The sequence below is a fragment of the Zhihengliuella alba genome (assembly GCF_039538765.1).
GTDB lineage: Bacteria > Actinomycetota > Actinomycetes > Actinomycetales > Micrococcaceae > Zhihengliuella > Zhihengliuella alba.
Genome location: NZ_BAABCJ010000001.1, coordinates 313,181 through 338,351 on the forward strand (window position 1 = coordinate 313,181; position 25,171 = coordinate 338,351).

The following is a 25,171-nucleotide window of genomic DNA, read 5'->3' on the forward strand; positions in this document are numbered from 1 at the left end:
AAAGGGCCCCGTCGGGCCGACCGGTGGACGCCGGGCCGCTTGCGCTACGGGGCCAGGCCGGTCAGCGATTCCGCTGCGTCGACGACGGTGGAGAACGTCCGCTCCACGGGTGCGGACGACGGAGCGGCGTCCGTGGCCGGAGTCCTCTTCGCCGCGGGCGCCGACTCGGTGGCTGCCGGGCTCCGGGTTGTGGAGCGCGAGGGAGACGGGCTGCCGGAGGCGGTCTCCGCGGGCGCTGGATCGGACGGGGCCGGCGTGCTCGGCGGAGTCGTCGGCACCGGAGTCTTCGGCGGGGCCGACGATGCCGGTGGTGTCGACGGCGCCGGAGTCGAGGGTGCCGGCTTGGAGGGGGCGGGGGTCCCCGGCGTCGTCGGTGTCGGGTCGGGGCTCGCGGGGGCGCTCGGCGAGGGCGTGCCGGAGGGGGTGCCCGGCTTGGGCGCCGGCGGCGTGGGGTCCGGGGAGCGGGCGGGAGGCGTCGACTCCGGGTCGGGCCGCGCGGAACCGGCGGGGACCACTGGACGGTCGGACGCCCCCTGCGTCGGGTCGGCGCCGCGCGGGGGATTGTCGGCGGTTCGGATGCGCTCCAGCTCCTCGGGCGTCAGGGGGATGGGCTGTCCGGGGACGCGCGGCACGTAGGCGGCCGGATTGGTCCACTTCCCACCGCGGTAGACCTCGAAGTGGACGTGGCAGCCGGTGGAGTTGCCCGTGGTCCCGGCCAGGGCGATCAGCTGTCCCTGCTCGACCTGCTCTCCCACCTTCGCGATCAGCACGGAGTTGTGGCTGTAGGCGGTGTCGATGCCGTGGCCGTGGCTGATGCGGACGCGGTAGCCGGAGTGGCCCGCCCAGGCCGACTGGACCACTGTGCCGGCCTCGGACGCGCGGACGGGGGCGCCGCAGGGCACCGCGTAGTCCTGGCCGATGTGGATGTGCCGGCCCGGCCCGGTGGGGTTGTTGCGCCAGCCGAACGGACTGGTCAGTCTGAAGTTCGCCACTGGGTGCGCCAACCGGAGACCGCCCGGCAGGCCGGCGGCGGCCCCCACGAGCTGGACGGTGTCGAGCGCGCGGACCACGGACTCACCGTCGGCGGCGCTGCCGTCCGCGGAGACCTCGGGGCCGCCGCGGGTGGCGGCGGTCAGGGTGCCGGGATCGCCGCCGGACCCCAGGGGTACGACGACGGGGGCGACCCGTCCGTGGCCGACCGGCCCCGCCGACGCCGTCGCCACCACGTCCGCCACCGGGACGGATCCGATGTGCCGTTCCTCGGCCGAGGCAGCGGTGAGCGTGCTGCCGCCGGCGCCGAGCACCGCCAGCGCCGCGATGGCGACCATGGCCATGCCCTGGACGCTCCGTTGCCGGAGCCGGGCGCGCTGCAGCCGGCGGTGCTGGAGCCGCCGGCGCTGGACGCGGCGGGGGAGGAGTGCGCCGGTGCCGGGCGGGCCGATGGCCGGCTCGGGTGCCAGGGCGGTACGGTCCCCGCGGGCCGAGATGGAGTGCCGCGCGATCACCAGCTCCGGGCCCGCGGGCGCCTGGGTGCCCTCGGGTGCACCCGCCGAGCGGGCCCTCCCGGCCGTTCCGGACAGGTGCCGCGCGGCGCGCCTGCCCTGGACAAGAGGATCGAACGCCCGTGCAGCAGATGCCATGATTCCCCCGGTGACGCGGACGCCTCGTGGCGATCCGATCGGTGACCGAATCCTTCGGAGCCCTAGCTTTGATCACGAGGCTATAACGGGGCGGACTCGACCGCCAGAGTTCCCGCGAAAATACTGGGGGACCGGTAAATTGGGTACCGCGTCCCCGTCGCCGGCCCCCGCGCGCTGGCGATTCCTGCACCCACCCACCGAACCCCGAAGGGCATCCACGCCATGCACCTGAAATCGCTCACCATCCGCGGTTTCAAGTCCTTCGCGTCCGCGACCACCTTCGAGTTCGAGCCCGGCGTGACCGCCGTCGTCGGACCCAACGGCTCCGGGAAGTCCAACGTGGTGGACGCCCTGGCCTGGGTGATGGGCGAGCAGGGGGCGAAGACCCTCCGCGGCGGCAAGATGGAGGACGTGATCTTCGCCGGGACGTCCGGTCGGCCACCCCTGGGGCGAGCCCAGGTCTCGCTCACGATCGACAACGCCGACGGAGCGCTGCCGATCGAGTACTCAGAGGTCACGATCTCACGGACGCTCTTCCGGGCCGGCGGCAGCGAGTACGCCATCAACGGCGAGCCCTGCCGGCTCCTGGACATCCAGGAACTGCTCTCCGACTCCGGCCTCGGCCGCGAGATGCACGTCATCATCGGCCAGGGCCAGCTGGACCGCGTCCTGCACGCCACCCCCGAGGACCGCCGCGGCTTCATCGAGGAGGCCGCCGGCATCCTCAAGCACCGCCGGCGCAAGGAGAAGAGCCTCCGCAAGCTCGATGCGATGCAGGCCAACCTCGCCCGCCTGCAGGACCTCACCGGCGAGATCCGGCGTCAGCTCACCCCGCTCGGCAAGCAGGCCGCCGTCGCCCGCCGCGCCCAGACCGTCCAGTACGACCTGCGCGATGCCAAGTGCCGTCTGCTGGCCGACGACCTGGTCACCCTGCAGGAGGCGCTGACCCAGGACCTCGCCGAGGAGGCCGAGGTCAAGGCCCGTCAGGCCGACGTCGACGCCCGGCTCGACGCAGCCCGGCGCCAGCTCGCCGCCCTCGAGGCCGAGGCGGCGCACGCGACGCCGGCGACGAACGCGGCCCGCGATCTCGCCTACCAGCTCGGCTCGACGCAGGAGCGCTTCCGCTCGCTCGCCCGGCTGGCCGGGGAGCGCGCCCGTCTCCTCGGACAGTCCGACGACGCCGAGGACGACGGCGGCCGCGACCCCGACCGCCTCACCGAGCAGGCGGACCTGCTCGCGGAGGAGCTCGAGGAGCTGCAGGAGCAGAACGAGGAGTACGCCGAGGCCCTCGAGGAGGCCGTCGCCGAGCGCGGGGCGGCCGAGGAGGAGGCCTCCGCCGAGGAGCAGCGCCTGACCACGCTGCTCCGGGCGGCCGCGGACCGGCGCGAGGGCCTGGCCCGGCTGGCGGGCCAGGTGGCCGCGGCCCGGAGCCGGGTGGAGGCCGCCGAAGGCGAGCGGGACAGGCTCCGCGCCGCCGCCCGCGAGGCTGCCGACCGCCGGGAGCGGGCCCAGGAGGAGTTCACCATCCTGGAGCAGCAGGCGGCCCACCAGGAGACCGGCGACGAATCCCACGTGGAGGCACTGGACGCCGCCACGGCCCGGGTCGGCGAGCTCTCCACCCGCCGCGACGAGTTCCAGCTCGAGCTGCGCGACAGCCACGGGACGATCGCCGGGCTCGCGGCCCGCCGGGACGCGCTGCAGGCCGCGCTCGTGCGCCGCGACGCCAGCGCCGACGTCCTCGCCGCAGCCCCCGAAGGGCTGCAGGGGCGCCTCGCCGAGCACATGGGCGTCGAGCCCGGCTGGGAAGCCGCCGTCTCGGCCGCCCTCGGCGGATACGCGGAGGCCCTCGTGGCCGACTCGGGGGCGGCCCGCACGCTCGTCGAGCAGGTCAAGCACGACCAGACCGGACGACTCCACCTGCTCCGCGCCGCCGACGCGCCCGGGAAGGACGCCTCCCGGCGGCCAGCCCAGGGCAGTGCACACCGGGAGGACGAGACGCCGGAGCAGAACGTCCCCGGCGATGCCGGGGTCGACTCCGGGCCGCAGCCCGTTGGGCTGGCCACCACGGCCGTCCCCGGGGCACGGTCCGCCATGGACGTCGTCGCCCCGGCGCCGGCCGTGGCGCTCGCCGTCCGGCACCTGCTGGCGGACACCGTGGTGGTCCCCGATCTGGCCGGGGCCTTCGACGCCGTGAGCGCGGCACCGGGCGTCCGTGCCGTCACGGCCGACGGGGACATCGTCACCGTCGGGACGATCGAGGGCGGCACCGCGAAGGCCCCGTCGCTGATCGAGCAGCAGGCAGAGCTGGAGGCCATCGACGGCGAGCTCGCCTCCGCCCGGGCCGGCGACGCCGAGCTGGCCGAGCGGATGGAGGCGCTGCGCCAGGAGCTGCGCGCCGCCCAGGACGCCGCCGAGGAGGCCCGCGAGGCCCAGCGCAGCGCCGACTCCAGGAACGCCACGATCAGCCGCGAGCTCGCGGGACTGTCAGCGACCCTGCGGCAGGCGCACGCCGAGAACGAGCGGCTCGAGGCCCAGGCCGCGGCCGCGCAGGAGAGCATCGGCCGCGAGCTCGAGACGCTCGAGGACCTGGCCGTCCGGCTCGACGCCGCGCAGGAGGAACCGGCCGACGAGGCAGAGCCCTCCAGCGCCGAGCGGGACCGGCTGAACGCTGCCGCGGCGTCCGCGCGCCAGCGCGAGGTCGAGGCCCGCCTGGCCCTGCGCAGCGGCGAGGAGCGCGCCTCCAACCTCAACGGGCGCATCCAGTCGCTTCGCCGCGCCGCGGAGACCGAGCGCCGCGCCCGCGAGGAGGCGGCCCGGCGCGCCGCGATCCGCGCCCGCCAGGCCGCCGCCGCCCGCGCCGTCGCGCAAGCCGCGTCCTACGGCGACCGGCTCGTGGCCGCCTCCCTGGAGACTGCCCAGGTCCGCCTCGAGGAGGCGGAGGCCACCCGCCGCCGGCTGGAGGCCGAGCTCGGCGACGCGCGGCGGATCGTCGAGCAGCTGGCCGCCGAGGCGGCCCGGCTCACCGACCGGGCCCACCGCGACGAGATGGCCCGCGCGGAGCAGCGCCTCCGGGTCGAGCAGCTGCAGGAGCGCGCCGTCGACGAGCTCGGTCTGACCCCGGAGCATCTGGTCGAGACCTACGGCCCCCACGTCCCGGTGCCCGTGCCGGAGTCCGAGGACAAGTGGGCCGAGCTCCGCCAGGAGGTCGACGACGACGGCAACGCGGTGCCGGCGGGTGCCCCCTACGACCGGGCGGAGCAGCAGAAGCGGCTCAAGCGCGCCGAACGCGACCTCGCCGCCCTCGGGAAGGTCAACCCGCTGGCGCTCGAGGAGTTCGCCGCCCTGGAGGAGCGCCACAAGTTCCTCACCGGTCAGCTCGAGGACCTCAACAAGTCAAGACAGGACCTGCTGGACATCATCCGCGACGTCGAGGAGCACGTGCAGGAGGTCTTCGCGGCCGCCTACGCGGACACCGAGGCACAGTTCGAGCGCGTCTTCGGCCGGCTCTTCCCCGGCGGCGAGGGCCGGCTGGTGCTGACGGACCCGGACGACATGCTCAACACCGGGATCGAGGTGGAGGCCCGCCCGGCCGGGAAGAAGGTCAAGCGGCTCTCGCTGCTCTCCGGCGGCGAGCGATCGCTCACGGCGGTGGCGCTGCTGGTGGCGATCTTCAAGGCGCGTCCCTCCCCGTTCTATGTCATGGACGAGGTCGAGGCTGCCCTCGACGACACGAACCTCGGGCGCCTGATCACCATCTTCGAGGAGCTGCGCGAGTCCAGCCAGTTGATCGTCATCACCCACCAGAATCGGACCATGGAGGTCGCGGACGCACTCTACGGGGTGAGCATGCGGGGCGACGGCGTCACTCAGGTGATCAGTCAGCGCCTGGCGCGGACCGATCCGGAGCCGGAGGACCGGGACGCCGGCGATCGTCACCCCGCGGGCCGTCAGTCGGCCCCGTCGACCGGGCCCGTCCGTCCTGCGGAGGCTGCGCATCCCGAGGAGTCGGCGGAGCCGCTGGGCGCGCCGGAACCAGCAGCCAGGCGGTGACGCCGACCAGCCCGACCGCGCCGGCCACGCCGAAGGACCACTCGTAGCCCCAGAGGTCGGCCAGCGAGCCGGCGAGCACCGGCCCGATGATCGCCCCGAGGTCCGTGGCCATCTGGAAGCCAGCGAGCACCTTCCCGCCGCTTCGGCCCTGCCCGACGACGTCGGCCACCGCGGCCTGCTGCGCCGGGTTCATGAAACCGATGCCCATGCCGGCCACCACGGACAGGGCCATGAGGACCGCCACGCTCTCGGTGAAGCCCATCGCGCCCATGGCCAGCGACCCCACGGCGAGACCGACGATCACCGGTCCGCGCCGACCGTAGCGGTCCGTGACGCGGCCCGAGAACGTGAGCACGGCGGCGTTGCCGGCAGCGAACACCGCGAGCGAGATGCCGGCGAGCTGGGCGCTGTGCTGCGTGAAGACATGCGCGACGAACAGCGGCAGGATCGCCACGCGCACCCCGAAGTTCGTCCAGCCGTTCGCGAACCCGGACACGAGCGCGGCCCGGTACGTGGGGGAGCCCAGCGCCTCCCGGACGGTCAGTGCGGGCACGGGGGCCGGCGTCGCGCCCGCGGCCTCCCCGTCGGCGCTCGCGAGCGCCGCCCGGCGGCGGACGCGGGCCAGCGAGAAGTGGACGATCGCGGCTGCGACCACCAGCGCGCCCCCGTACAGGAAGAAGGGCACCCGGTAGCCGAACCCGGCCAGCAGCCCGCCGACCACCGGCCCCGCGATGCTGCCGAGCAGGAACGCGGTGGCGTACAGCCCGGAGATGCGTCCGCGGATCTCCGGCGGCGCGAGCCGGGCGATGAGCGACATCGCCGAGACCGTGAACATGGTGGATCCGATTCCCCCGAGGGCGCGGTAGACGATCAGCTGCTCGTAGCTGCCGGCGAGTCCCACGAGGATCGTGGAGACCGCGACGATCAGCACGCCGCCGACGTAGACGACCGGCTCGCCCAGGCGATCGGTGAAGCGCCCGGAGAGCGGAGCGAACAGCAGACGCGTGAACGCGAACACCGAGACGATGACGCTCGCCGCGGTCACGGACACGCCGAAGCTGGCCGCGTACTGCGGCAGCAGCGGGGCGATGATCCCGAAGCCGATCGCGATCACGAACGCCGCGCCGATGAGGACGCGGATCTCGACGGGGATGGCGGGTCTGACGGGGGAGGGCGAGGGCGCGGGAGTGGTCATGGCCCGCCCAGTCTAGGCGTGGTCGGTAAGCTGGACGGGTGCCTATCGAATTGATCCTGACCATCGTCGTCGCCGTCGTAGTGGTCCTCGGCCTCGGAATCGGGGTCGCCTTCCTGCTGCGCGGCCGCAAGACGAAGCCCGGAACGTACCCGACGACCCGCGACGAGAACGATCCCCCTGCCGGCGGCGCCGGAGCGTCCGCCACCGAAGCCCCGCCGGAGGCCGCCCCGCCCGCCGGGACCGACGGCGTCGAGACCGACGCGGTCGAGACCGAGGTGCCGGTCGAGGAGCCGGAGGTCGAGGCCGTCCCGCTCGACGTGCCCGAGCCCGCGCTGGGCCGCCTGGCCCGGCTGCGCGCCCGCCTGGTCAAGTCCAACAACGCCCTCGGCAAGGGCCTGCTCCGCCTGCTGAGCCAGGACCGGATCGACGAGGACGTCTGGGACGAGATCGAGGAGACGCTGCTCCTCGCCGATCTCGGCACGGACGCGACCATGGAGCTCGTCGACAACCTGCGCGAGCGGGTCACGGTCGAGGGCCTCCGCGAGCCCGAGAAGGTCCGCGCCATCCTGCGCGAGGAGCTGATCAAGCTGCTCGCCCCCGAGTTGGACCGCTCGATCGCGTCCGACCGGCGCGAGGGCCGCCCCGCCGTCGTCATGGTCGTCGGCGTCAACGGCGTCGGCAAGACGACGACGATCGGCAAGATGGCGCGCGTCCTCGTCGCGGAGGACAAGGACGTGCTCCTCGGCGCCGCGGACACGTTCCGCGCGGCCGCCGCCGAGCAGCTGGCCACCTGGGGCGCCCGCGTGGGCGTGCCGACCGTGCGCAGCGACGTCGACGGCGCGGACCCGGCCTCGGTCGCGTTCGAGGCCGTCAAGGCCGGGATGGAGCAGGAGGTCGACGTCGTCATGGTCGACACCGCTGGTCGTCTGCAGAACAAGGTCGGACTCATGGACGAGCTCGGCAAGATCAAGCGGGTCATCGAGAAGCAGGCCACGGTGGACGAGGTCCTGCTGGTGCTCGACGCGACCACCGGCCAGAACGGGCTGAACCAGGCCAAGGTGTTCGCCGAGGTCGTCGACATCACCGGCATCGTGCTCACCAAGCTCGACGGCACCGCGAAGGGCGGGATCGTCGTCGCGATCCAGCGCCAGCTCGGCGTGCCCGTGAAGCTCGTCGGCCTCGGAGAGGGCGCCGACGACCTGGCCCCGTTCGAGGCCGGCGACTTCGTCGACGCGCTGCTGGACTGAGCGACCGGCCGTGCCCCCGCGCAAGCGGTTCATCCGGCTCAAGGAGCAGACGCCCAACCGCGACGTCTGGCACGAGCCGGCCGACCGGTACCGCCGGCGGACCGACGGGACGCTGGCGCGCGGTCCGTTCCGTGCCCACACCGACCGCCAGGGGTTCCTGCAGACCGGCAACACCGGTCTGCGGGGCCCGGCGGTCTACTTCCTCGGCGGCTCCCTGGTCGAGTCGATGTACGCGGACGAGGACCGCCGCTTCGTCTCCCAGGTCGAGCGCCGCCTGCGCGACGGCGGACCGGTGCACCGGTGCTTCAACGGCGGCTACTCCGGTGCGACCACGCTGCAGCTGATCAACGTGCTGCTGAACAAGATCGTGCCCCTGCTGCGTCCCAACGACACCGTGGTGCTCTTCGTCCCGCAGTCGGACACCGACGTGCTCGACCGCGAGGGCGGCTACTGGACCCGGACGGAGCGGCACTCCCCGCTCGTGCCGGTGACCGACGGCGAGTACCAGGCACCGGTCACCGGCGCCGATCTCGAGCCCCTGCACCAGTTGCTCGACGTCGTCCGCACCATCCGCCGGACCTTCCACATCAACCTGGTCCTGGCCACGTCGCCGATGCGGGACGAACCGTACGCGAAGTCGGAGTACCTGCGGAGGCTCTTCGCCGACCGCGCCACCTACGACCGCGTGATGACCCTGCGCCGCGACCTGGTCGCCGCCGTGCGTCGGCACGTCCGGATGTACCCCGGAACGGCGTTCATCGACGCCGCCGCGCTGGTCGCCGGCCGGCCCGAGCTGTTCTACGACGACCTGCACCTGAACCACGCCGGCCAGGACGAGTTCGCCCGGCTCCTCGCCGCCGCGCTCGTGCCGCTGCTGCCCGGGGGACGGCACTGGAGGAGCTACCGGGTCAAGCGCAAGGCCGACCGGACCCTCCGCATGCTCCACCGTCGGGGGCTCGGCGGCTGAGACGGTCCGGTCCGGTCCTGACCCGGGCGCGACAGCCCGGCCCGTTCCCGGGGACGCCGACGAAACGCGCCCGTTACACGGCCGCCACGTGAACTTCACGGGGCGGCCGTCGTCGTTACCCGGGCGAAACGCACCGGCGCGGGAGGGGTAACACGACTCCGGTTCTCTGGAGGGGAAGGCGAGAGATCGCCTGATTCCCTTATCGAACACAGGAGGACGGACATGGAACTGCAACCGGTTCACGTCTGGATGATGGTCTGCGCGGCCCTGGTACTGCTCATGACCCCCGCGCTCGCCTTCTTCTACGGCGGCATGACTCGCGCGAAGAGCGTGCTGAACATGATGATGATGAGCTTCGTGGCGCTGGGCATCACGGCCGTGGTGTGGGTGCTGTGGGGCAACTCGATGGCGGGCGGGGGCAGCAGCGTCGGCGGCCTGTTCGGCCATCCCTTCGAGCAGTTCGGCCTCGCCGGGCTGATCGGCACCGAGGACCTGATCGCCGCGGGCTTCGCCGGGACGTTCGCGATCATCACGGTCGCGCTCATCTCCGGCGCCATCGCCGACCGGGCGCGCTTCGGCGCCTGGTGCCTGTTCGTCCCCGTCTGGGTCACGGTGGTCTACGCGCCGGTGGCCTACTGGGTGTGGGGCGGCGGCCTGCTCTCCGCAGAGGGCGCCATCGGCAGTTGGGCCGGGGAGGCCATCGACTACGCCGGCGGCACCGTGGTGCACATCAACGCGGGCGTCGCCGGCCTGGTGCTCGCGCTCATCCTCGGCCAGCGCAAGGGGTTCGGCCGGGATCCCGGGCAGCGCCCGCACAGCATCCCCTTCGTCATGCTGGGCGCCGCCCTGCTGTGGTTCGGCTGGTTCGGCTTCAACGGCGGGGCGGCCAGCGACCCGGCCGAGGCCGGGCTGATCTGGATCAACACCATGGTCGCCCCGGGCGCCGCACTCGTCGCCTGGTGCGTGACCGAGCGGCTCCGCGACGGCAAGCCGACCTCTCTGGGGGCCGCCTCGGGCGTCGTCGCCGGTCTCGTCGCCATCACGCCCGCCTGTGCCGATGTGACGCCGCTGGGCGCGGTCGGACTCGGCCTCGTGGCCGGTGTGGCCTCCGCCCTCGCGGTCGGCCTCAAGTACCGGTTCGGCTACGACGACTCGCTCGACGTCGTCGGCGTCCACCTGGTCTCCGGCCTGATCGGCACGCTCGCCCTCGGGTTCATCGCCCGCGACACCGGGCTGTTCTACGGTGGCGGTCTCGAGCAGCTGGGCGCCCAGACCGTCGCCGCCGTCGTGTCCATGGCCTACACGGGCCTCGCCACGCTGGCGATCGGCCTGGCGATCCACCGGACCATCGGGTTCCGCATCAGCGAATCGGACGAGCAGACCGGAATCGACCTCGCCGAGCACGCGGAGACGGGGTACGAGTACGGCGGCCTGGGAACCAGCGCCGGCAGCTTCGTCCCGCACCCGGCCACCTCCGGCCACCTCGAACTCAGCAAGTAACCCAGAAGGAAGGCGCCAGATCATGAAACTCGTGACCGCCATCATCCGTCCCGACAAGCTGGACGGCATCCGCGAGGCCCTCGAGAGCTACGGCGTCCAGGGGCTCACCGTCAGCCAGGCCAGCGGCTACGGCCGACAGCGCGGCCACACGGAGGTCTACCGCGGGGCCGAGTACACCGTGGACCTGCTGCCGAAGGCCCGCGTGGAGGTCCTCGTCTCGGACGAGTGGGCCGACGACATCGTCGACGTGCTCGTCGCCACCGCCAACACCGGCCGCGCCGGCGACGGCAAGGTCTGGGTCGTCCCGGTCGAGGAGGCCGTCCGCGTCCGCACCGGCGAACGGGGGGACGCCGCCCTCTGAGGACGCGGCGGGACAGCAGGACGACGACGAGGGGCGGCGGTGCGGACGAGGCACCGCCGCCCGTCGTCGTCGGCACCCTTCCCGCCGCTTCAACCGTCGCCGGCCCTCGTCGGGAGCCGCGGGAGGGCAGTGGGGATTCGACCGGCGGGGAATTGATAGTCTAGGTAGTCGAATCCGGCGGGGGAGCACCCCCGCGCAGCTGCCCGATCGAAAGAAGTCACCGGCACGTGTTCAACTCACTTTCCGACCGCCTGACAGCTACCTTCAAGAACCTCGGTGGCAAGGGCCGTCTCACCGAAGCGCAGATCGACGGCACCGTCCGCGAGATCCGCCGCGCCCTGCTCGACGCCGATGTGGCGCTGCCCGTGGTCCGCGAGTTCGTGGCGCACGTCAAGGAGCGCGCGCTCGGGGAAGAGGTCAGCAAGTCCCTCAACCCGGGGCAGCAGGTCGTCAAGATCGTCAACGACCAGCTCGTCGACATCCTCGGCGGCGAGACGCGGCGCCTGCACCTGGCCAAGAACCCGCCGACCGTGATCATGCTGGCCGGCCTCCAGGGCGCCGGCAAGACGACGCTCGCGGGCAAGCTGGCCCGGCACCTGAAGTCGGAGGGCCACACGCCGCTGCTGGTCGCGTGCGACCTCCAGCGCCCGAACGCCGTCAAGCAGCTCCAGGTCAACGGCGAACGCGTCGGCGTCCCCGTCTACGCCCCGCACCCCGGCGTCTCCAGCGAGTCCGAGTCCGTCACCGGTGACCCGGTGGCCGTGGCCCGCGACGGCGTCGCCGAAGCCCGCGCCAAGCTCCACGACATCGTCATCGTCGACACCGCCGGCCGCCTGGGCGTCGACGCCGAGATGATGCAGCAGGCCGCGGACATCCGCGCCGCCGTCGAGCCGGACGAGGTCCTCTTCGTCATCGACTCGATGATCGGCCAGTCCGCCGTCGAGACGGCCCAGGCCTTCAACGAGGGCGTCGATTTCACGGGCGTGGTGCTCTCCAAGCTCGACGGCGACGCCCGCGGCGGCGCCGCCCTGTCCGTGCGCCACGTGACCGGCAAGCCCATCATGTTCGCCTCCACCGGCGAGGGCATGGGCGACTTCGAGGTCTTCCACCCCGACCGCATGGCCAGCCGGATCCTCGACATGGGCGACGTCCTCACCCTGATCGAGCAGGCCCAGAAGTCCTGGGACCAGGATGAGGCGCAGCGGATGGCGAAGAAGTTCGCCGACCGCGAGGACTTCACGCTCGACGACTTCCTCGCCCAGATGCAGCAGGTCCGCAAGATGGGGTCGATGAAGAAGATGCTCGCGATGATGCCGGGCTCGGCCATCTCGCGCCAGCAGCTCGAGCAGTTCGACGAGCGCCAGATCGACCGCATCGAGGCGATCGTCCGCTCGATGACTCCGCACGAGCGCAACGCCCCGAAGATCCTCAACGGCTCCCGGCGCGCCCGCATCGCGCGCGGATCCGGTGTGCAGGTCTCCGAGGTCAACCAGCTCATCGAGCGCTTCGGAGAGGCGCAGAAGATGATGAAGCGGATGGCGGCCGGCGGCGGCATGCCCGGGATGCCCGGTGGCGGCCCCGGACGGGGGAAGAAGAGCGCCGGCAAGGGCAAGAAGAAGCAGAAGTTCGGCAACCCCGCCAAGGCGGCCCAGGCCGAGCAGGAGGCCGCGAAGCGCAAGACGGCGAACCCGACCGGTGCGGCCTTCGGTCAGGCCGGCGCCCAGGACTTCGACCCGTCCAGCCTGGACCTGCCGAAGGGCTTCGAGAAGTTCGTGAAGTAGTCGGCGGCGCGCGTCCGCGGCTGTTCGCGCCCGCCGGGGGTTCTCTGGCATAATGGGCGGGTACTTGATCCGCGCGGTCCCTCTCACTGCGCGTGCATCTCGTCCTTGAGAACCCACACGCTGGCCCGCCCCACGGTGCAGAGGTGTGCGGTTCGCCCCTTTAGAAACAGGAGTGACCACACAAGTGGCCGTTAAGATTCGTCTGAAGCGCTTCGGCAAGACGCGCGCCCCGTACTACCGCATCGTCGTCATGGACTCGCGCAACAAGCGCGATGGCCGTGCCATCGAGGAGATCGGCAAGTACCACCCGACCGAGGAGCCCTCGTTCATCGAGGTCCAGTCCGAGCGGGCCCAGTACTGGCTGTCCGTCGGCGCCCAGCCGACCGAGCAGGTCGCCGCGATCCTCAAGATCACCGGCGACTGGCAGAAGTTCAAGGGCATCGAGGGCCAGGAGGGGACCCTGAAGACCAAGGTCGCCTCCGAGGCCTACGTCGCCCCGGAGAAGGACTCGGTCATCCTGCCCGAGGCCATCACCCCGAAGGCCGACAAGTCCGAGGCTCCGGCCGAGGAGGCCGCCGAGGCTGAGACCACCGAGGCGGAGTAGTGATGCTGGCTGAGGCCCTCGACCACTTGGTCCGCGGGATCGTCGACTCGCCCGATGAGGTCGAGGTCGCCGTCCGCGAGAACCGACGTGGCGATGTGCTCGAGGTCCGGGTCGCCCCGGACGACCTCGGGCGGGTGATCGGCCGCCAGGGCCGCACCGCCAAGGCCCTGCGCACGGTCGTCGCCGGCCTCGCGGGCGGCGAAGCCGTCCGCGTCGACGTGGTGGACACCGACCGACGCCGCTAGGCCGTCAGCCGCACCGCCTTCCGAGAGGACCCGCACCCACTGACACCGTCAGAGGGTGCGGGTCCTCTCGCGTCCGGGGCGCCCGTTCCCGACTAGGATGGACCGGCGGGTCCGGCCCCACGGACCAGCACCCAGCACCCAGCAGACCCAGCACGAGGAGTAGTCATGCGCCTACAGGTGGCACGCATCGGCAAGCCGCACGGTATCCGCGGCGAGGTCACGGTGCAGATCACGACCGATGCGCCGGAGGACCGTTTCGTCCCCGGCCGCGTGTTCGCCGTCGAGCCCGAGCAGCACGGACCGCTCACGCTCACCCGGGCCCGCTGGAACAAGGAGATCCTGCTGCTGACGTTCGAGGAGGTCGCCGACCGCAATCGCGCCGAGGAGCTCCGCGGCGCACGCCTCTTCATCGAGGCCGACGAGGAGTCCGACTCCGAGGAGAGCGACGAGTGGTTCGCCCACGAGCTCGTCGGCCTCGCCCTCGTCGTCGACGGGCAGCGGATCGGCCAGGTGACGGGCCTGCGTTCCGGCGCCGTCCAGGACCTGCTCGAGGTCGAGCTGGACGACGGCGAGGAGGTGCTCCTGCCGTTCGTCGAGGAGATCGTCCCCGAGGTCGACCTCGAGGCCGGGGAGGTCGTCGCGACCCCGCCGCCCGGACTGCTGGACGTGAACCGCGCGAACGGCGAGCAGGAGGGCTAGGCGTGCGGATCGACGTCGTCAGCATCTTCCCGGAGTACCTCGCCGCGCTGGATCTGTCCCTGATCGGCAAGGCGCGCCGGGACGGCCTCATCGACCTGGCCGTGCACGACCTCCGCGACTACACCTACGACCGGCACCGGACCGTCGACGACACCCCGTACGGCGGTGGCGCCGGCATGGTCATGAAGGCCCAGCCCTGGTCCGAGGTGCTCGAACGGATCGACGAGTCCGGACCGCTAGCCACCCGTCCCGTCGGTGACGCGCCTGCGGCCGCGGCAACCGTGGATGACGCATCCTCCACCGAGGCCGAGGCCGCCGAGCGCCCGGTCCTGATCGTGCCCTCGCCCGCGGGCGCCGTTTTCAACCAGGCCATGGCCTACGACCTCGCCGAGCACCGTCACCTGGTGTTCGCGTGCGGACGCTACGAGGGCATCGACGAGCGCGTCATCGAGTGGGCCGAGGACCGTTTCGACGTCCGACCCGTCAGCCTCGGTGACTATGTGCTCAACGGGGGAGAGGTCGCCGTCCTGGCGATGGTCGAGGCCGTCGGCCGGCTCCTGCCCGGCGTCGTGGGCAATCCCGACTCCCTCGTCGAGGAGTCGCACTCCGACGGCCTGCTCGAGTACCCGGTCTACACGAAGCCGGCGCAGTGGCAGGAGCGGGACGTGCCGGAGGTCCTGCTCTCCGGCAACCACGCCCGGATCGCGCGCTGGCGCCGCGACCAGCAGCTCCGCCGGACCGCCGACCGGCGCCCGGACCTCATCCTCGAGCTGGATCCGGAGTCGCTGGACAAGGCCGACCGCGTCCTGCTCGGCGAGCTCGGCTTCCGCGTCGCCCCCGAGGGTGTCCAGCCTCACGTCGCCTAACGGTCCGTGGGCTCCCGGCCGCTGGCCGCGTCTGCGCCCCGGTTGTGGAATAATGGTGCTCCGTGCCTACTGGGCCGGCCTCCTGCCGCAGGGGGAGCCGACCAACAGTCAGGACCCGGACGCCCAACCCGCGTCCGGCGCGAACACCTCCGGTCCCCGCATTCCCGCGTCAGCGGCTGCGGGACCGCGTCCACGGTGGATGACCTGCGGCGTCCATCGAAGGAGAAGCGATATGAACATCCTCGATTCCGTCAACGCGGCATCCCTGCGCAGCGACGTCCCGGACTTCCGCCCGGGCGACAACGTCAAGGTGCACGTGAACATCGTCGAAGGCAAGAACACCCGTGTCCAGGTCTTCCAGGGCTTCGTCCTGGGCCGCCAGGGTAGCGGCGTGGGCGAGACCTTCACGGTCCGCAAGGTCTCCTTCGGCGTCGGCGTGGAGCGCACCTTCCCGGTGCACACCCCGGTCATCGAGAAGATCGAGCTCGTGAGCCGCGGCGATGTCCGCCGCGCGAAGCTCTACTACATGCGCGACCGCCACGGCAAGGCTGCCCGCATCAAGGAGAAGCGCGACTTCAGCGCCGGCAAGTAGGCCCGACCCGGTCTTGCTGGACTCCACCACGGCCCCTACGGGGGGTCACGCGAAGCGCCGGTCCCGTCCCCGGGACTGGCGCTTCGTCGTCCCCGTCCTCGCCGGCGCCGCGATCCTCGCGCTGGTCGTTCGCGCGACCGTCGTCGACTTCTTCTACATCGACTCCGAGTCGATGACGCCCGGCCTCCGTCCCGGCGACGGCCTGCTCGTCAACCGCCTCGCCTACGACGGCGACGCGCCCCAGGCCGGCGACGTCGTCGTCTTCGACGGCACCGGGACCCTGGCGCCGTACCGGTCGCCCGACGTCGTGCTGGACCTGCTCAAGGGACTGCGGCTCGCCGGCGGGAACGACTACTTCGTCAAGCGCGTCGTAGGAGCCCCCGGCGACCACGTGGTCTGCTGCGACGCCGACGGGCGGCTCGTCCGCAACGGCGTTCCGGTCGACGAGCCGTACGTCCACCCGGGCGATGCGCCGAGCACCACATCGTTCGACGTGATCGTGCCCGGGGACCGGATCTGGGTCATGGGCGACCATCGGGCCGACTCCACGGACTCCCGGGCCCTCCTCGGCGCGCCGGGCGGCGGGATGATCCCGGTCGAGCGCGTCGTGGGCCGGGTGGACCGGATCGTCTGGCCCCTGGAGCACAGCGGCCCCGTCGCCGCGGACGCGCCGGACCCGGCGCACTGACCCGGCGCGCTGACCCGTCCCGCATCGGACGGGAGCAGTGACTAGAGTTGCCAGAGCCGGCGCACCCGTCGGCGGAACGGATTCGGAAGGACAGTCGTGAACGACAACGCAGCCGCGGCGGCAACGCCCGGACGGGAGCCCGGCCGGCGCCGTCCCGGACGCTGGGCCTGGCTCCGCGAGGTCCTCCTCATCGTCGCGGCCGCCCTGGTGATCTCCTTCGTCATCAAGACTTTCTTCTTCCGCGCGTTCTACATCCCGTCCGGCTCCATGGAGCCGACTCTGGAGATCAACGACCGCATCTTCGTGAACCTCATGGTCCCGGGCCCGTTCGAGCTGACTCGCGGCGACGTCGTCGTCTTCCAGGACGAGCTCGGCTGGCTGGGCCCGGCGCCCGTGGTGGACCAGAACCCGCTCCAGGACGCGCTCGTGTTCGTCGGCCTGGCCCCCGATCTGGCCAGCCAGCACCTGGTCAAGCGCGTGATCGGCCTGCCCGGCGACACGGTCAGCTGCTGCGGCACCGAGGGCCGGGTGGAGGTGAACGGGACCCCCGTCGACGAGCCCTACGTCAGTGACGGCGCGGCGCCGTCCGATCTCCCGTTCGCCGTCACGGTCCCCGAGGGGAAGATCTGGGTCATGGGCGACCACCGCGACGCGTCCGCCGACTCCCGGTACCACCACGACCGCGGGGCCGGCTTCATCGACATCGACGACGTCGAGGGCACGGCCGTGGCGATCGCCTGGCCGCTGGACCGGGTCCAGCCGCTCAGCACGGAGGAGGACGTGTTCGCCCGGGTCGGGCCGCCCTCCGGTGCGGGCGCGGGGCGCGAGGGCGGGGACCGCTAGCATGCCGAGGACCGCCAGCTCGCCGACCGCCGGCAGGACCCGGCCCACGGGCGGGGCCAGGACCGCCGGCCGGACCAAGGCCCCCGCGGCGCCCGACCTGCGTGTCGAGTCGGGCCTGCTCGGACCGGGCGATGCGCTCGTGGCGGGCTGCGACGAGGTGGGCCGCGGTGCCCTCGCCGGCCCGGTCACGGTCGGCGTGGTCGTCGTGGACCCGGTCGCCGCGGAAGTCCTCGCAGGTCCGCGCGACAGCAAACTCCTCAGCGCCGCGGCCCGCGAGGCGCTGGTCGCCCCGATCCGGGAGTGGGCCCTCGGCTGGGGTGTCGGGCATGCAAGCCCGGCCGAGATCGACGACGTCGGACTCTCGGCCGCCGTCGGCCTCGCCGGTCGCCGGGCGCTCGAGGCGGCCAGCACCATCCACCGCCCCGACGTCGTCCTCGTCGACGGCAACTACGACTGGCTCAGCCCGCGTCCCCAGGCCAGCCTCTTCGAGGCGGCACTGACCATCGCCTCGCAGGACGCGGAGCCCGGCCCGCCGTTCCCGCGCGTGAGCACCCGCGTCAAGGCCGACCTCGCGTGCCTCAGCGTGGCCGCCGCCTCGGTGCTGGCCAAGGTGGAGCGGGACCGGCTCATGGTCCAGTACCACGAGGAGGAACCGCACTTCTGCTGGGCCGAGAACAAGGGGTACGGCACCGACACGCACCGCGCCGCACTGCGCGCGCACGGGCCGAGCGCACGCCACCGCCGCAGCTGGCGCCTCGTCTGACCGCCCAGGCACCGTGCGCGTGCGCGCCGGGGCCGCGCGGTAGGGGACAATAGCCGTTCAACCAGGAGGGAAAATGAGCGCAGAAGACCTCGAGAACTACGAGACCGACATGGAGTTGCAGCTCTACCGCGAGTACCGCGACGTGGTGAACCTCTTCAGCTACGTCGTCGAGACGGAGCGCCGCTTCTACCTGGCCAACCAGGTCGACGTGTCGCCGCGCTCGGCCGACGGCGAGGTGTACTTCGACGTGACGCTGCAGGACGCGTGGGTCTGGGACGTCTACCGCACCGCCCGGTTCGTGAAGCAGGTCCGTGTGATCACGTTCAAGGACGTGAACGTCGAGGAGCTCGCGCACGACGAGCTGACCGTGCCGAAGGCGACGGGGATGGACGGGGCCTGACGGCCCCCACCCGTCCTCCACAGCGCCGAGCGCCCCGCGCGCAGTCCACAGGACCCCGATCCACTGGATCGGGGTCCTTCCGTTTCCGGCGACGCTTGGAACCGGAGGTACTCATGACACACCATCAGGACATCGGGGCACGGGGCGAGGCCCTCGCCGCCCACTATCTCGGCCAGATCGGATTCGCGGTCGTCGAGCGGAACTGGCGCTGCAGGCTCGGGGAACTGGACATCGTGGCCTACGACGGCGGGACGGACGTGGCCGTCGAGGTCAAGGCGCGCACGTCGCAGCGCTTCGGCCACGGGGCCGAGGCCGTGGCCGGGCCGAAGCTGGCCCGGCTCCACCGGCTCGCCTGGGAGTGGCAGCGGCGGCACGGGCGCCGCGAGGCCGATCTGCGGGTCGACGTGGTCGCCGTCGTCTTCGACCGTGACGGGTACCGAGTGGACCACTACCGGGGCGTGGCGGCGTGAGCGCCCTGGGCCGGGCGCTGGGGGTCGCCCTGACCGGCCTCCAGGGGGACATCGTCGAGGTCGAGGCGGACATCGGTGGCGGCCTGCCGTCCTTCGTGCTCCTCGGGCTCCCCGATGCGTCCCTGGCGGAGAGCCGGGACCGGATCCGGTCGGCGGCACGGAACACCGGTGTGGCGCTGAGCCCCCGGCGGCTCACCGTGAACCTCCTGCCCGCCTCGCTGCCCAAGCGCGGCTCCGGGCTCGACCTGGCCATCCTCGTCGCCGCGCTCAGCGCGGACGGGGCCATCCCGTCCGTACCGGACGCGGTCTTCATCGGCGAGCTCGGACTCGACGGGACGATCCGGACCGTCCCGGGCGTCCTTCCCGCGGTCATGGCGGCGCTGGCGCAGGGCATCCGCCGCGTCGTCGTGCCGAGCGCGAACCTCCACGAGGCCCGGCTGGTGCCCGGGGTGGACGTCCGCGGCTTCGAGCACGCCGCCGAGCTCCTCGCCCACCTCGGTGTCGACCCCGGGCTGCTCGTCCGGCACGGGGCGGGCCACGGAGCCGACGCCCCAGTGCCCACCGATCACCACGTGGACGGGCAGTCCGCGGGGACCGGCACGGCTGCGCGCACCGCTGCGACGACCTCCGCCGGTCTCGACTTCGCAGACGTCCGGGGGCAGGAGCTCGCCCGGTACGCCCTCGAGGTCGCCGCCGCCGGGGGACACCACGTCCTGCTCAGCGGCGAGCCCGGCGCCGGGAAGACGATGCTGGCCGAGCGACTCCCGGGGATCCTGCCCGATCTCGACGACGCTCAGGCGCTCGAGGTCACCGCGATCCACTCCCTGCACGGGAGGCGGCCGATCACCCGCCTGATGCGCAGACCGCCGCTGGAGGCACCTCACCACAACGCGACCATGGCCGCCCTCATCGGTGGCGGCAGCGGCGTACCGCACCCGGGCGCGGCGAGCCGCGCCCACCGCGGCGTCCTCTTCCTCGACGAGGCGCCCGAGTTCCCCGCCAGAGTCCTCGACGCACTCCGCCAGCCCCTCGAGGCCGGCGAGCTGACGCTGCATCGCTCCGGCGGCGCCGCCACCTACCCCGCCCGTTTCCAACTGGTCCTCGCCGCGAATCTCTGCCCCTGTGGCCGGACCGGGTCCGTCGGCAGCGAGTGCGAGTGCACGGCCATAGCCCGTCGACGCTACCTGTCCAGGCTCTCCGGGCCCCTGCTGGACCGGATCGACCTGCAGATCAATGTTCCGCGTGTACCCGCGACGCAGCTGTCCTCCGGCCCGGCGCCCGAGTGCAGCGCGGTCATCGCGGAACGGGTCGCCGCCGCCCGGAGCCGCCAGGAGCGTCGGCTCGGGCCGCACGGCATCCTCCGCAACGCCGAGGTCCCGGGGCGGCTGTTGCGGAACGAGCTGGCGCCGGCCCCGACCGAGCTCGCCCAGATCAGCCGGGCAGCCGAGAACGGCTGGCTGTCCGCCCGGGGGATCGACCGCGTACTGAGGATCGGATGGACCATCGCCGACCTGCGCGGGGCGGACCGTCCCGAGCGCCCCGACTTCGACATCGCCCTCCAGCTCCGACAGCACCGGGAGTCCGCCGGATGAGCCGCCATCTGCGCAGCATCGACGATCCCCGCCGGGCACGCGCCGCGCTGTCCCGTCTCATCGAACCCGGTGATCTCACCGGTGCCGCCCTGGTCCAGGTTCTCGGGCCCGTCGGGGCCCTGCAGCTCGTCGCCGAGGAGGGGGCCAGGGTCCCGGCGTCCGTGCAGCAGAACGTCGCCGACCTCCTCGGGGCGGCCGCGGCGAGCCGGCGCGAGCTCCACGTGGCCGGCGGGATCGAGCGGTGGCGCCCGCGGCTCGGCGACGCCGTGCCGGAGCGGGACCTCGCCACGGTCGAACGGCTCGGCGGCGGGATCCTCACGCCCGAGGACGCTGCCTGGCCGGAACAGCTCGACGCCCTGGGCCCCGGTGCCCCGCTCTGCCTGTGGTGGCGGGGCCGGGAGGCCGTCGCCACCGGCCTCGGCCGGGGAGCCGGCCGGTTGGTCTCCTTCGTCGGGAGCCGCGACGCGACCGAGTACGGCATCCGGGCCACGCACGAACTCGTGGCGCCGCTGGTCGGCCGCGGCCTGGTGGTCGTCTCCGGAGGCGCCTACGGCATCGACGCCGCCGCGCATCGGGCCGCGCTCTCCGCCCAGCACCCGGAAGGAGGGCCCGCCACGATCGCCGTCATGGCCGGAGGAGTGGACCGGTTCTATCCGGCCGGGAACGAGGAGCTAATCCGATCGGTCGCCGCGCAGGGAATCGTCCTGGCCGAGGTACCGCCCGGGTCGTCGCCGACGCGCTGGCGCTTCCTCCTGCGCAACCGCTTGATCGCCGCGCTGTGTCGCGCGACCGTGGTGGTCGAGGCACGCTGGCGCTCCGGGGCGCTCACGACCGCCCGGCGGGCCGCCGAGATCGGACGGGAGGTCGGGGCCGTCCCCGGGTCGATCTTCTCCGCCAACTCGGCCGGCTGCCATCGACTGCTGGGCGAGGGGTCGGCCGTCGCCGTCACACGCTCCGCCGACGTCCTGGAGCTGGCCGGACTGCTCGACGGCACCTCCGGTGGGGGCCAGGCGGCCCGGTCCGGGGACAGGGCTCCCGACCCCGGCCCGGCGCGGCGGCACGACGGTCTCGACGTCCAGGATCTGCTGCTCTACGAGGCGCTGCCGGCCCGGGGAGTCACCACACCGGACAAGCTCTGCTCCGTCGCGGGTCTGGGCGTCGGTGCCGTGCTTGGAGGCCTGTCCCGGCTCAGGGCACGCGGGCTCGCCGTGGAGGCGGCCGGCGGTTGGCGCCGCACCGCATGAGCCGAGTCCGTCGCCAGGCGGCGACCGGGTGCCGCGGCGTGGCGGTCCACGGCGCCCGCTCGGCTTTGGCAGAGTGGCCGGCATGGAACGTGGAGAGCAGTCCGATGCGTGGTGGGACGAGGACCTGGCCCGCTTCCAGCGCTATGCCCGACTGGAGCAGGGCCGGAGCGAGCACACCGTCCGCGCCTACCGGTCCGACATCTCCTCCCTGCTCGCCTACGCCACGGCGCAGGGAGCGCGCGGCCTCGCCGGGATCGACCTCGGCGTCCTCCGCGACTGGATGGCTCGGCTGCACGCCGCCGGGGCAGCACCCGCCACGCTGGCCCGGCGGGCCGCCGCCGTGCGGACCTTCTTCGGCTGGGCCAAGCGCGACGGCCTGATCGAGACCGATCCCGCCGCGCGTCTTCTCGCGCCCCGGAGAGGCCGCCGGCTGCCCGCTGTGCTCCAGCGGGGACAGGTCGAGCGACTCCTCGCCGACGCATCGGACCTGGCGCAGCCCGGCGTTGAGAGCGAGCCGGCCCAGGCGGCGGACCAGGTCGCGCCGCCGGGCGGCGCCCGTGCGGCCGACGACCCGAGCGGCCGGGCGCTCGCGCTGCGCGACACGGCCCTGCTCGAACTGCTCTACGCGACGGGGATCCGGGTCAGCGAGCTGACAGGGCTCGACGTGGACGATGTGGACCTCGGCCGCCGGACCCTGAGGGTGGTCGGCAAGGGCGACAAGGAACGCACGGTCCCCTTCGGGGCCCCCGCCGCCGGTGCGGTCCACCGGTGGGTCACCGCCGGCCGACCGGTCCTGGCCGCGGACGCGCACGCCCACGGCCGGACGGCCCATGGCAGCGCTCTGCTGCTCGGCCGGCGCGGTGGGAGGCTCGATCCACGGCAGGCCCGGCAGGTGGTCGCGGACCGGCTGCGAGCCCTCGGAGACACCGCCGCGACAGGGCCCCATGCACTCCGCCACACCGCGGCCACGCACCTGCTCGACGGGGGAGCGGACCTCCGCGCCGTGCAGGAGTTGCTCGGCCACTCGTCGCTCGCCACGACCCAGCTCTACACGCACGTCTCCGTCGATCGACTGCGGGCCAACTATCAGCGTGCGCACCCGCGCGCATGACCGCAGGTCAGCCCGGACGGGCAATGGTGGCGCGAAGCTTCAAGTTGAGGCAGAATGTTCAGCAGTGCGGGACAGATCCTCCAGCACTCCAGCGAGAAACCGTCGGTCGTAGGGGAAGACGTACCAACGGCAACTGGAGGATGGCATGTCTGCACCCATGACACGGGGCGTGCTCTACGTACACTCAGCCCCTACTGCGCTGTGCCCTCATATCGAGTGGGCCATCGGTTCGGTCGTCGACCAGCGGACGGACCTCGCGTGGATACCTCAGCCTGCCGCGCCCGGAATGTACCGGGCCGAGGTCGAGTGGACCGGCCCGCAGGGCACCGGTGCACGGCTGGCGTCGGCCCTGCGGGGATGGGCCCATCTGCGCTTCGAGGTCACCGAGGAGCCGAGCGCCGGCACCGATGGCAGCCGCTGGTCCCACACCCCCGAACTGGGCATCTTCCACGCCACCACGGACGCCGCCGGCAACATCGTCGTCGGCGAGGACCGCATCCGCTTCGCGTACGAGCAGGGCCTCGGGGATCCGGCCGCGGTCTACCACGAGCTCTCCCTCGCCCTGGGCGAGGCCTGGGACGAGGAGCTCGAGCCGTTCCGCCATGCCTCCGAGGGGGCCCCGGTCCGCTGGCTGCACCAGGTCGGCTGACCGCAGCGGTCACGATCCCGCACCCCGGGGGGCGACCTACCGCCGGGGCGGGGCGAGCACCGCTTCCCGGTCCCGGACGAGGCGTCGCAGCAGGTGCTCCTGCCGCTGGACCAGCCGGGCCTCGTGGTTCCCGCTCTCGATCCGCTGCCGCACCTCCGCCAGCCGCACCGCCGTCCGGGTCAACCGCTCGACCTCGTCGGCACGGCCCGTCTGCCGGGCCCACCGCCGAGCCTGACGCCTCCCCTCGGCGGATGCGAACGCCGCCACCTCCGCAGGCTCGAGCCAGCCCGACGCCGCGAACTGCCCCAAACTGGCGCCGATGCGCCGGCGCTCCAGCAGCCGCAGCCACACCACCAGGCCCAGCAGGATCAGGAACAGCGGCACCTGGAGGGTCAGATAGAACGCGAAGAACGAGTCGAAGCCGATCGCCAGGCCGCCGTTCCACAGCATGTGACCCCCGACGGCGAGTGCGTACCCTCCCGCCAGGTAGAGGGGCCAGCGCCGGCGTCCGTGCAGATTGGCCAGGCCGAGCGCGGCTCCCATGAAGATCGAGAAGGAGACGTGGGCGAACGGACTGAACACCCCGCGCAACAGGAAGGTCTCCAAGAAAACGGTCGGTGTCTCGGCCAGCGCCGACGACAGGTAGAGCAGATTCTCCGTGAAGGCGAATCCGGCCCCCACCAGGCCGCCGTAGACCACGCCGTCCACGGGGCCGTCGAACTGCCACCGCGCCAGCAGGAAGATCAGCAGGATGCCCAGCCCCTTGCAGAGCTCCTCGACGACGGGGGCCTGGACCACGGCGCCGAACAGATCGGGGTCGCTCATGCTCGTCAGCGGCATCACGATGCGGGCGAAGGGGTCACCGATCAGCAGCGTCCCGGCGATCGAGGCGCCCGCGCCCCACGCCAGCGCGGCGACGAGCGGAGGCCACGGCTCCGGGTCCCAGCGATCTACCCACCGCAGTCCGAACCAGCAGATCGCCAGTGGCACGAGGGCCAGCAGCGAGACGACGAAGAGGCTTCCCGGCGTCACGACGTCGGCGACCCAGCGCACCGTCAGGAAGAGCACCACCAGCGCGGCGGACAGGAATACCGCCAGTCGCGCCTCGTGCCGCCGGTCGGCCGACGGCGAGGCCCCGGCTCCGACCATCGCCAGTCCGCTCGGGGCGCCTTCGCCGACCGGGGACGTCCCGGGGACGTCGGCGGGACCGGGAATGGGCGGGACAGTTGCGCTCATGCGCCCAGCCTAGTTGGCTAGGGACGTGACTGACCTGGGATTCCTGAAGCTGACCGGCCCCGAGCACCCCTTCGAGGAGATCCGGCGCCGGGTCGCGGCGGCGGTCGACGACGGCACCCTGCCGGTCGGCACGCGGCTGCCGCCCGTGCGCGCTCTCGCCGGTGACCTCGGGGTCGCCGTCAACACCGTGGCCCGCGCCTACAAGGAACTCGAGGCGGCCGGCGTCGTGGCCACCCGCGGCCGCGCCGGCACGGTGGTCCAGGCCGGTGCGGGGGACCAGCGCGCACGGCTCGCGGCCGCGGCGGACCGGTTCGCCGACGTCGTGGCGCAGACGGGGTACGACGACGCCACGGCCGTGGACTACCTGCGCGCCGCCCTCGACCGGCGGCGCTGACCGGCGCCGCCCTCGACCGGCGGCGCTGACCGGC

23 protein-coding genes and 1 pseudogene are annotated in these 25,171 nt (G+C 72.9%); 21 read left to right on the forward strand and 3 right to left on the reverse strand.

Translation table 11 applies throughout. From position 1 onward, the window contains the following. Positions 1 to 44: 44 nt before the first annotated feature. Positions 45 to 1,640 (reverse strand): peptidoglycan DD-metalloendopeptidase family protein, encoded by a 1,596-nt coding sequence (locus ABD784_RS01385; protein ID WP_344878882.1) that lies wholly within the window; start codon positions 1,638 to 1,640, stop codon positions 45 to 47. 222 nt (positions 1,641 to 1,862) lie between these two features. On the opposite strand from ABD784_RS01385, the gene ABD784_RS01390 reads away from it, so the two are divergent. Next, positions 1,863 to 5,690 (forward strand): AAA family ATPase, encoded by a 3,828-nt coding sequence (locus ABD784_RS01390; RefSeq protein ID WP_344878884.1) that lies wholly within the window; start codon positions 1,863 to 1,865, stop codon positions 5,688 to 5,690. Here ABD784_RS01390 and ABD784_RS01395 read toward each other — a convergent pair. Then, positions 5,629 to 6,885: pseudogene (locus ABD784_RS01395) on the reverse strand (MFS transporter); the annotation flags it as partial. The gene ABD784_RS01390 and the pseudogene ABD784_RS01395 sit on opposite strands and share 62 nt — an antisense overlap. Before the next feature lie 44 nt (positions 6,886 to 6,929). Here ABD784_RS01395 and ftsY point away from each other — a divergent pair. From ftsY to ABD784_RS01490, 19 genes are all read left to right on the forward strand, one after another. After that, positions 6,930 to 8,132, forward strand: a complete 1,203-nt coding sequence (gene ftsY / locus ABD784_RS01400) for a signal recognition particle-docking protein FtsY (RefSeq protein WP_344881231.1) — start codon at positions 6,930 to 6,932, stop codon at positions 8,130 to 8,132. Between the two features lie 10 nt (positions 8,133 to 8,142). Next, positions 8,143 to 9,099 (forward strand): SGNH/GDSL hydrolase family protein, encoded by a 957-nt coding sequence (locus ABD784_RS01405; RefSeq protein WP_344878888.1) that lies wholly within the window; start codon positions 8,143 to 8,145, stop codon positions 9,097 to 9,099. 222 nt (positions 9,100 to 9,321) lie between these two features. After that, positions 9,322 to 10,599 (forward strand): ammonium transporter, encoded by a 1,278-nt coding sequence (locus ABD784_RS01410; RefSeq protein ID WP_344878891.1) that lies wholly within the window; start codon positions 9,322 to 9,324, stop codon positions 10,597 to 10,599. A gap of 22 nt (positions 10,600 to 10,621) precedes the next feature. Next, positions 10,622 to 10,960 (forward strand): P-II family nitrogen regulator, encoded by a 339-nt coding sequence (locus tag ABD784_RS01415; RefSeq protein WP_309081880.1) that lies wholly within the window; start codon positions 10,622 to 10,624, stop codon positions 10,958 to 10,960. Positions 10,961 to 11,187: 227 nt separating this feature from the next. Further along, positions 11,188 to 12,741, forward strand: coding sequence for a signal recognition particle protein (gene ffh / locus ABD784_RS01420; RefSeq protein ID WP_344878894.1), 1,554 nt, complete (start codon positions 11,188 to 11,190; stop codon positions 12,739 to 12,741). Positions 12,742 to 12,925: 184 nt separating this feature from the next. Next, positions 12,926 to 13,345 (forward strand): 30S ribosomal protein S16, encoded by a 420-nt coding sequence (gene rpsP / locus ABD784_RS01425; protein WP_309081878.1) that lies wholly within the window; start codon positions 12,926 to 12,928, stop codon positions 13,343 to 13,345. Between the two features lie 2 nt (positions 13,346 to 13,347). Continuing rightward, positions 13,348 to 13,590, forward strand: a complete 243-nt coding sequence (locus tag ABD784_RS01430; RefSeq protein ID WP_309081983.1) for an RNA-binding protein — start codon at positions 13,348 to 13,350, stop codon at positions 13,588 to 13,590. A 165-nt stretch (positions 13,591 to 13,755) separates the two neighbouring features. Continuing rightward, a complete protein-coding gene (gene rimM, locus ABD784_RS01435; protein WP_344878897.1) occupies positions 13,756 to 14,289 on the forward strand; it encodes a ribosome maturation factor RimM in 534 nt (177 codons plus the stop codon). Positions 14,290 to 14,291: 2 nt separating this feature from the next. After that, complete coding sequence (gene trmD, locus ABD784_RS01440) at positions 14,292 to 15,155, forward strand: tRNA (guanosine(37)-N1)-methyltransferase TrmD (RefSeq protein WP_344878900.1); 864 nt, start codon at positions 14,292 to 14,294, stop codon at positions 15,153 to 15,155. Between the two features lie 232 nt (positions 15,156 to 15,387). Beyond that, on the forward strand, positions 15,388 to 15,747 hold the full coding sequence (rplS, locus tag ABD784_RS01445) for a 50S ribosomal protein L19 (protein ID WP_309081875.1): 360 nt from the start codon (positions 15,388 to 15,390) through the stop codon (positions 15,745 to 15,747). Positions 15,748 to 15,760: 13 nt separating this feature from the next. Then, positions 15,761 to 16,435 carry a signal peptidase I gene (lepB, locus tag ABD784_RS01450; RefSeq protein ID WP_344878903.1) on the forward strand — a complete coding sequence of 225 codons (675 nt, stop codon included), beginning with the start codon at positions 15,761 to 15,763 and terminating at the stop codon, positions 16,433 to 16,435. 96 nt (positions 16,436 to 16,531) lie between these two features. Then, complete coding sequence (gene lepB, locus ABD784_RS01455; RefSeq protein WP_344878906.1) at positions 16,532 to 17,278, forward strand: signal peptidase I; 747 nt, start codon at positions 16,532 to 16,534, stop codon at positions 17,276 to 17,278. A gap of 1 nt (position 17,279) precedes the next feature. Beyond that, on the forward strand, positions 17,280 to 18,041 hold the full coding sequence (locus ABD784_RS01460; protein ID WP_344878909.1) for a ribonuclease HII: 762 nt from the start codon (positions 17,280 to 17,282) through the stop codon (positions 18,039 to 18,041). Between the two features lie 73 nt (positions 18,042 to 18,114). After that, complete coding sequence (locus tag ABD784_RS01465) at positions 18,115 to 18,441, forward strand: DUF2469 domain-containing protein (RefSeq protein WP_309081871.1); 327 nt, start codon at positions 18,115 to 18,117, stop codon at positions 18,439 to 18,441. A 113-nt stretch (positions 18,442 to 18,554) separates the two neighbouring features. After that, positions 18,555 to 18,911: a YraN family protein gene (locus ABD784_RS01470; RefSeq protein WP_344878912.1), complete on the forward strand. Its 357-nt coding sequence runs from the start codon at positions 18,555 to 18,557 to the stop codon at positions 18,909 to 18,911. Next, the gene (locus ABD784_RS01475; RefSeq protein ID WP_344878915.1) at positions 18,908 to 20,503 is read left to right on the forward strand and encodes a YifB family Mg chelatase-like AAA ATPase; all 1,596 of its coding nucleotides are present in this window, start codon (positions 18,908 to 18,910) and stop codon (positions 20,501 to 20,503) included. The genes ABD784_RS01470 and ABD784_RS01475 overlap by 4 nt, the downstream gene beginning before the upstream one ends. Beyond that, positions 20,500 to 21,747, forward strand: coding sequence for a DNA-processing protein DprA (dprA, locus tag ABD784_RS01480; protein WP_344878918.1), 1,248 nt, complete (start codon positions 20,500 to 20,502; stop codon positions 21,745 to 21,747). Before ABD784_RS01475 ends, dprA begins: the two co-directional genes overlap by 4 nt. Positions 21,748 to 21,829: 82 nt before the next feature. After that, positions 21,830 to 22,858, forward strand: a complete 1,029-nt coding sequence (locus tag ABD784_RS01485; RefSeq protein ID WP_344878920.1) for a tyrosine recombinase XerC — start codon at positions 21,830 to 21,832, stop codon at positions 22,856 to 22,858. Positions 22,859 to 23,003: 145 nt separating this feature from the next. After that, positions 23,004 to 23,507, forward strand: coding sequence for a DUF3145 domain-containing protein (locus ABD784_RS01490; protein WP_309081866.1), 504 nt, complete (start codon positions 23,004 to 23,006; stop codon positions 23,505 to 23,507). Between the two features lie 36 nt (positions 23,508 to 23,543). Here ABD784_RS01490 and ABD784_RS01495 read toward each other — a convergent pair whose 3' ends face one another. Continuing rightward, positions 23,544 to 24,743 (reverse strand): PrsW family intramembrane metalloprotease, encoded by a 1,200-nt coding sequence (locus tag ABD784_RS01495; protein ID WP_344878922.1) that lies wholly within the window; start codon positions 24,741 to 24,743, stop codon positions 23,544 to 23,546. Positions 24,744 to 24,768: 25 nt separating this feature from the next. Between ABD784_RS01495 and ABD784_RS01500 the strand changes: the two genes are divergently transcribed. Further along, positions 24,769 to 25,137: a GntR family transcriptional regulator gene (locus ABD784_RS01500; RefSeq protein ID WP_344878925.1), complete on the forward strand. Its 369-nt coding sequence runs from the start codon at positions 24,769 to 24,771 to the stop codon at positions 25,135 to 25,137. Positions 25,138 to 25,171 lie beyond the last annotated feature (34 nt).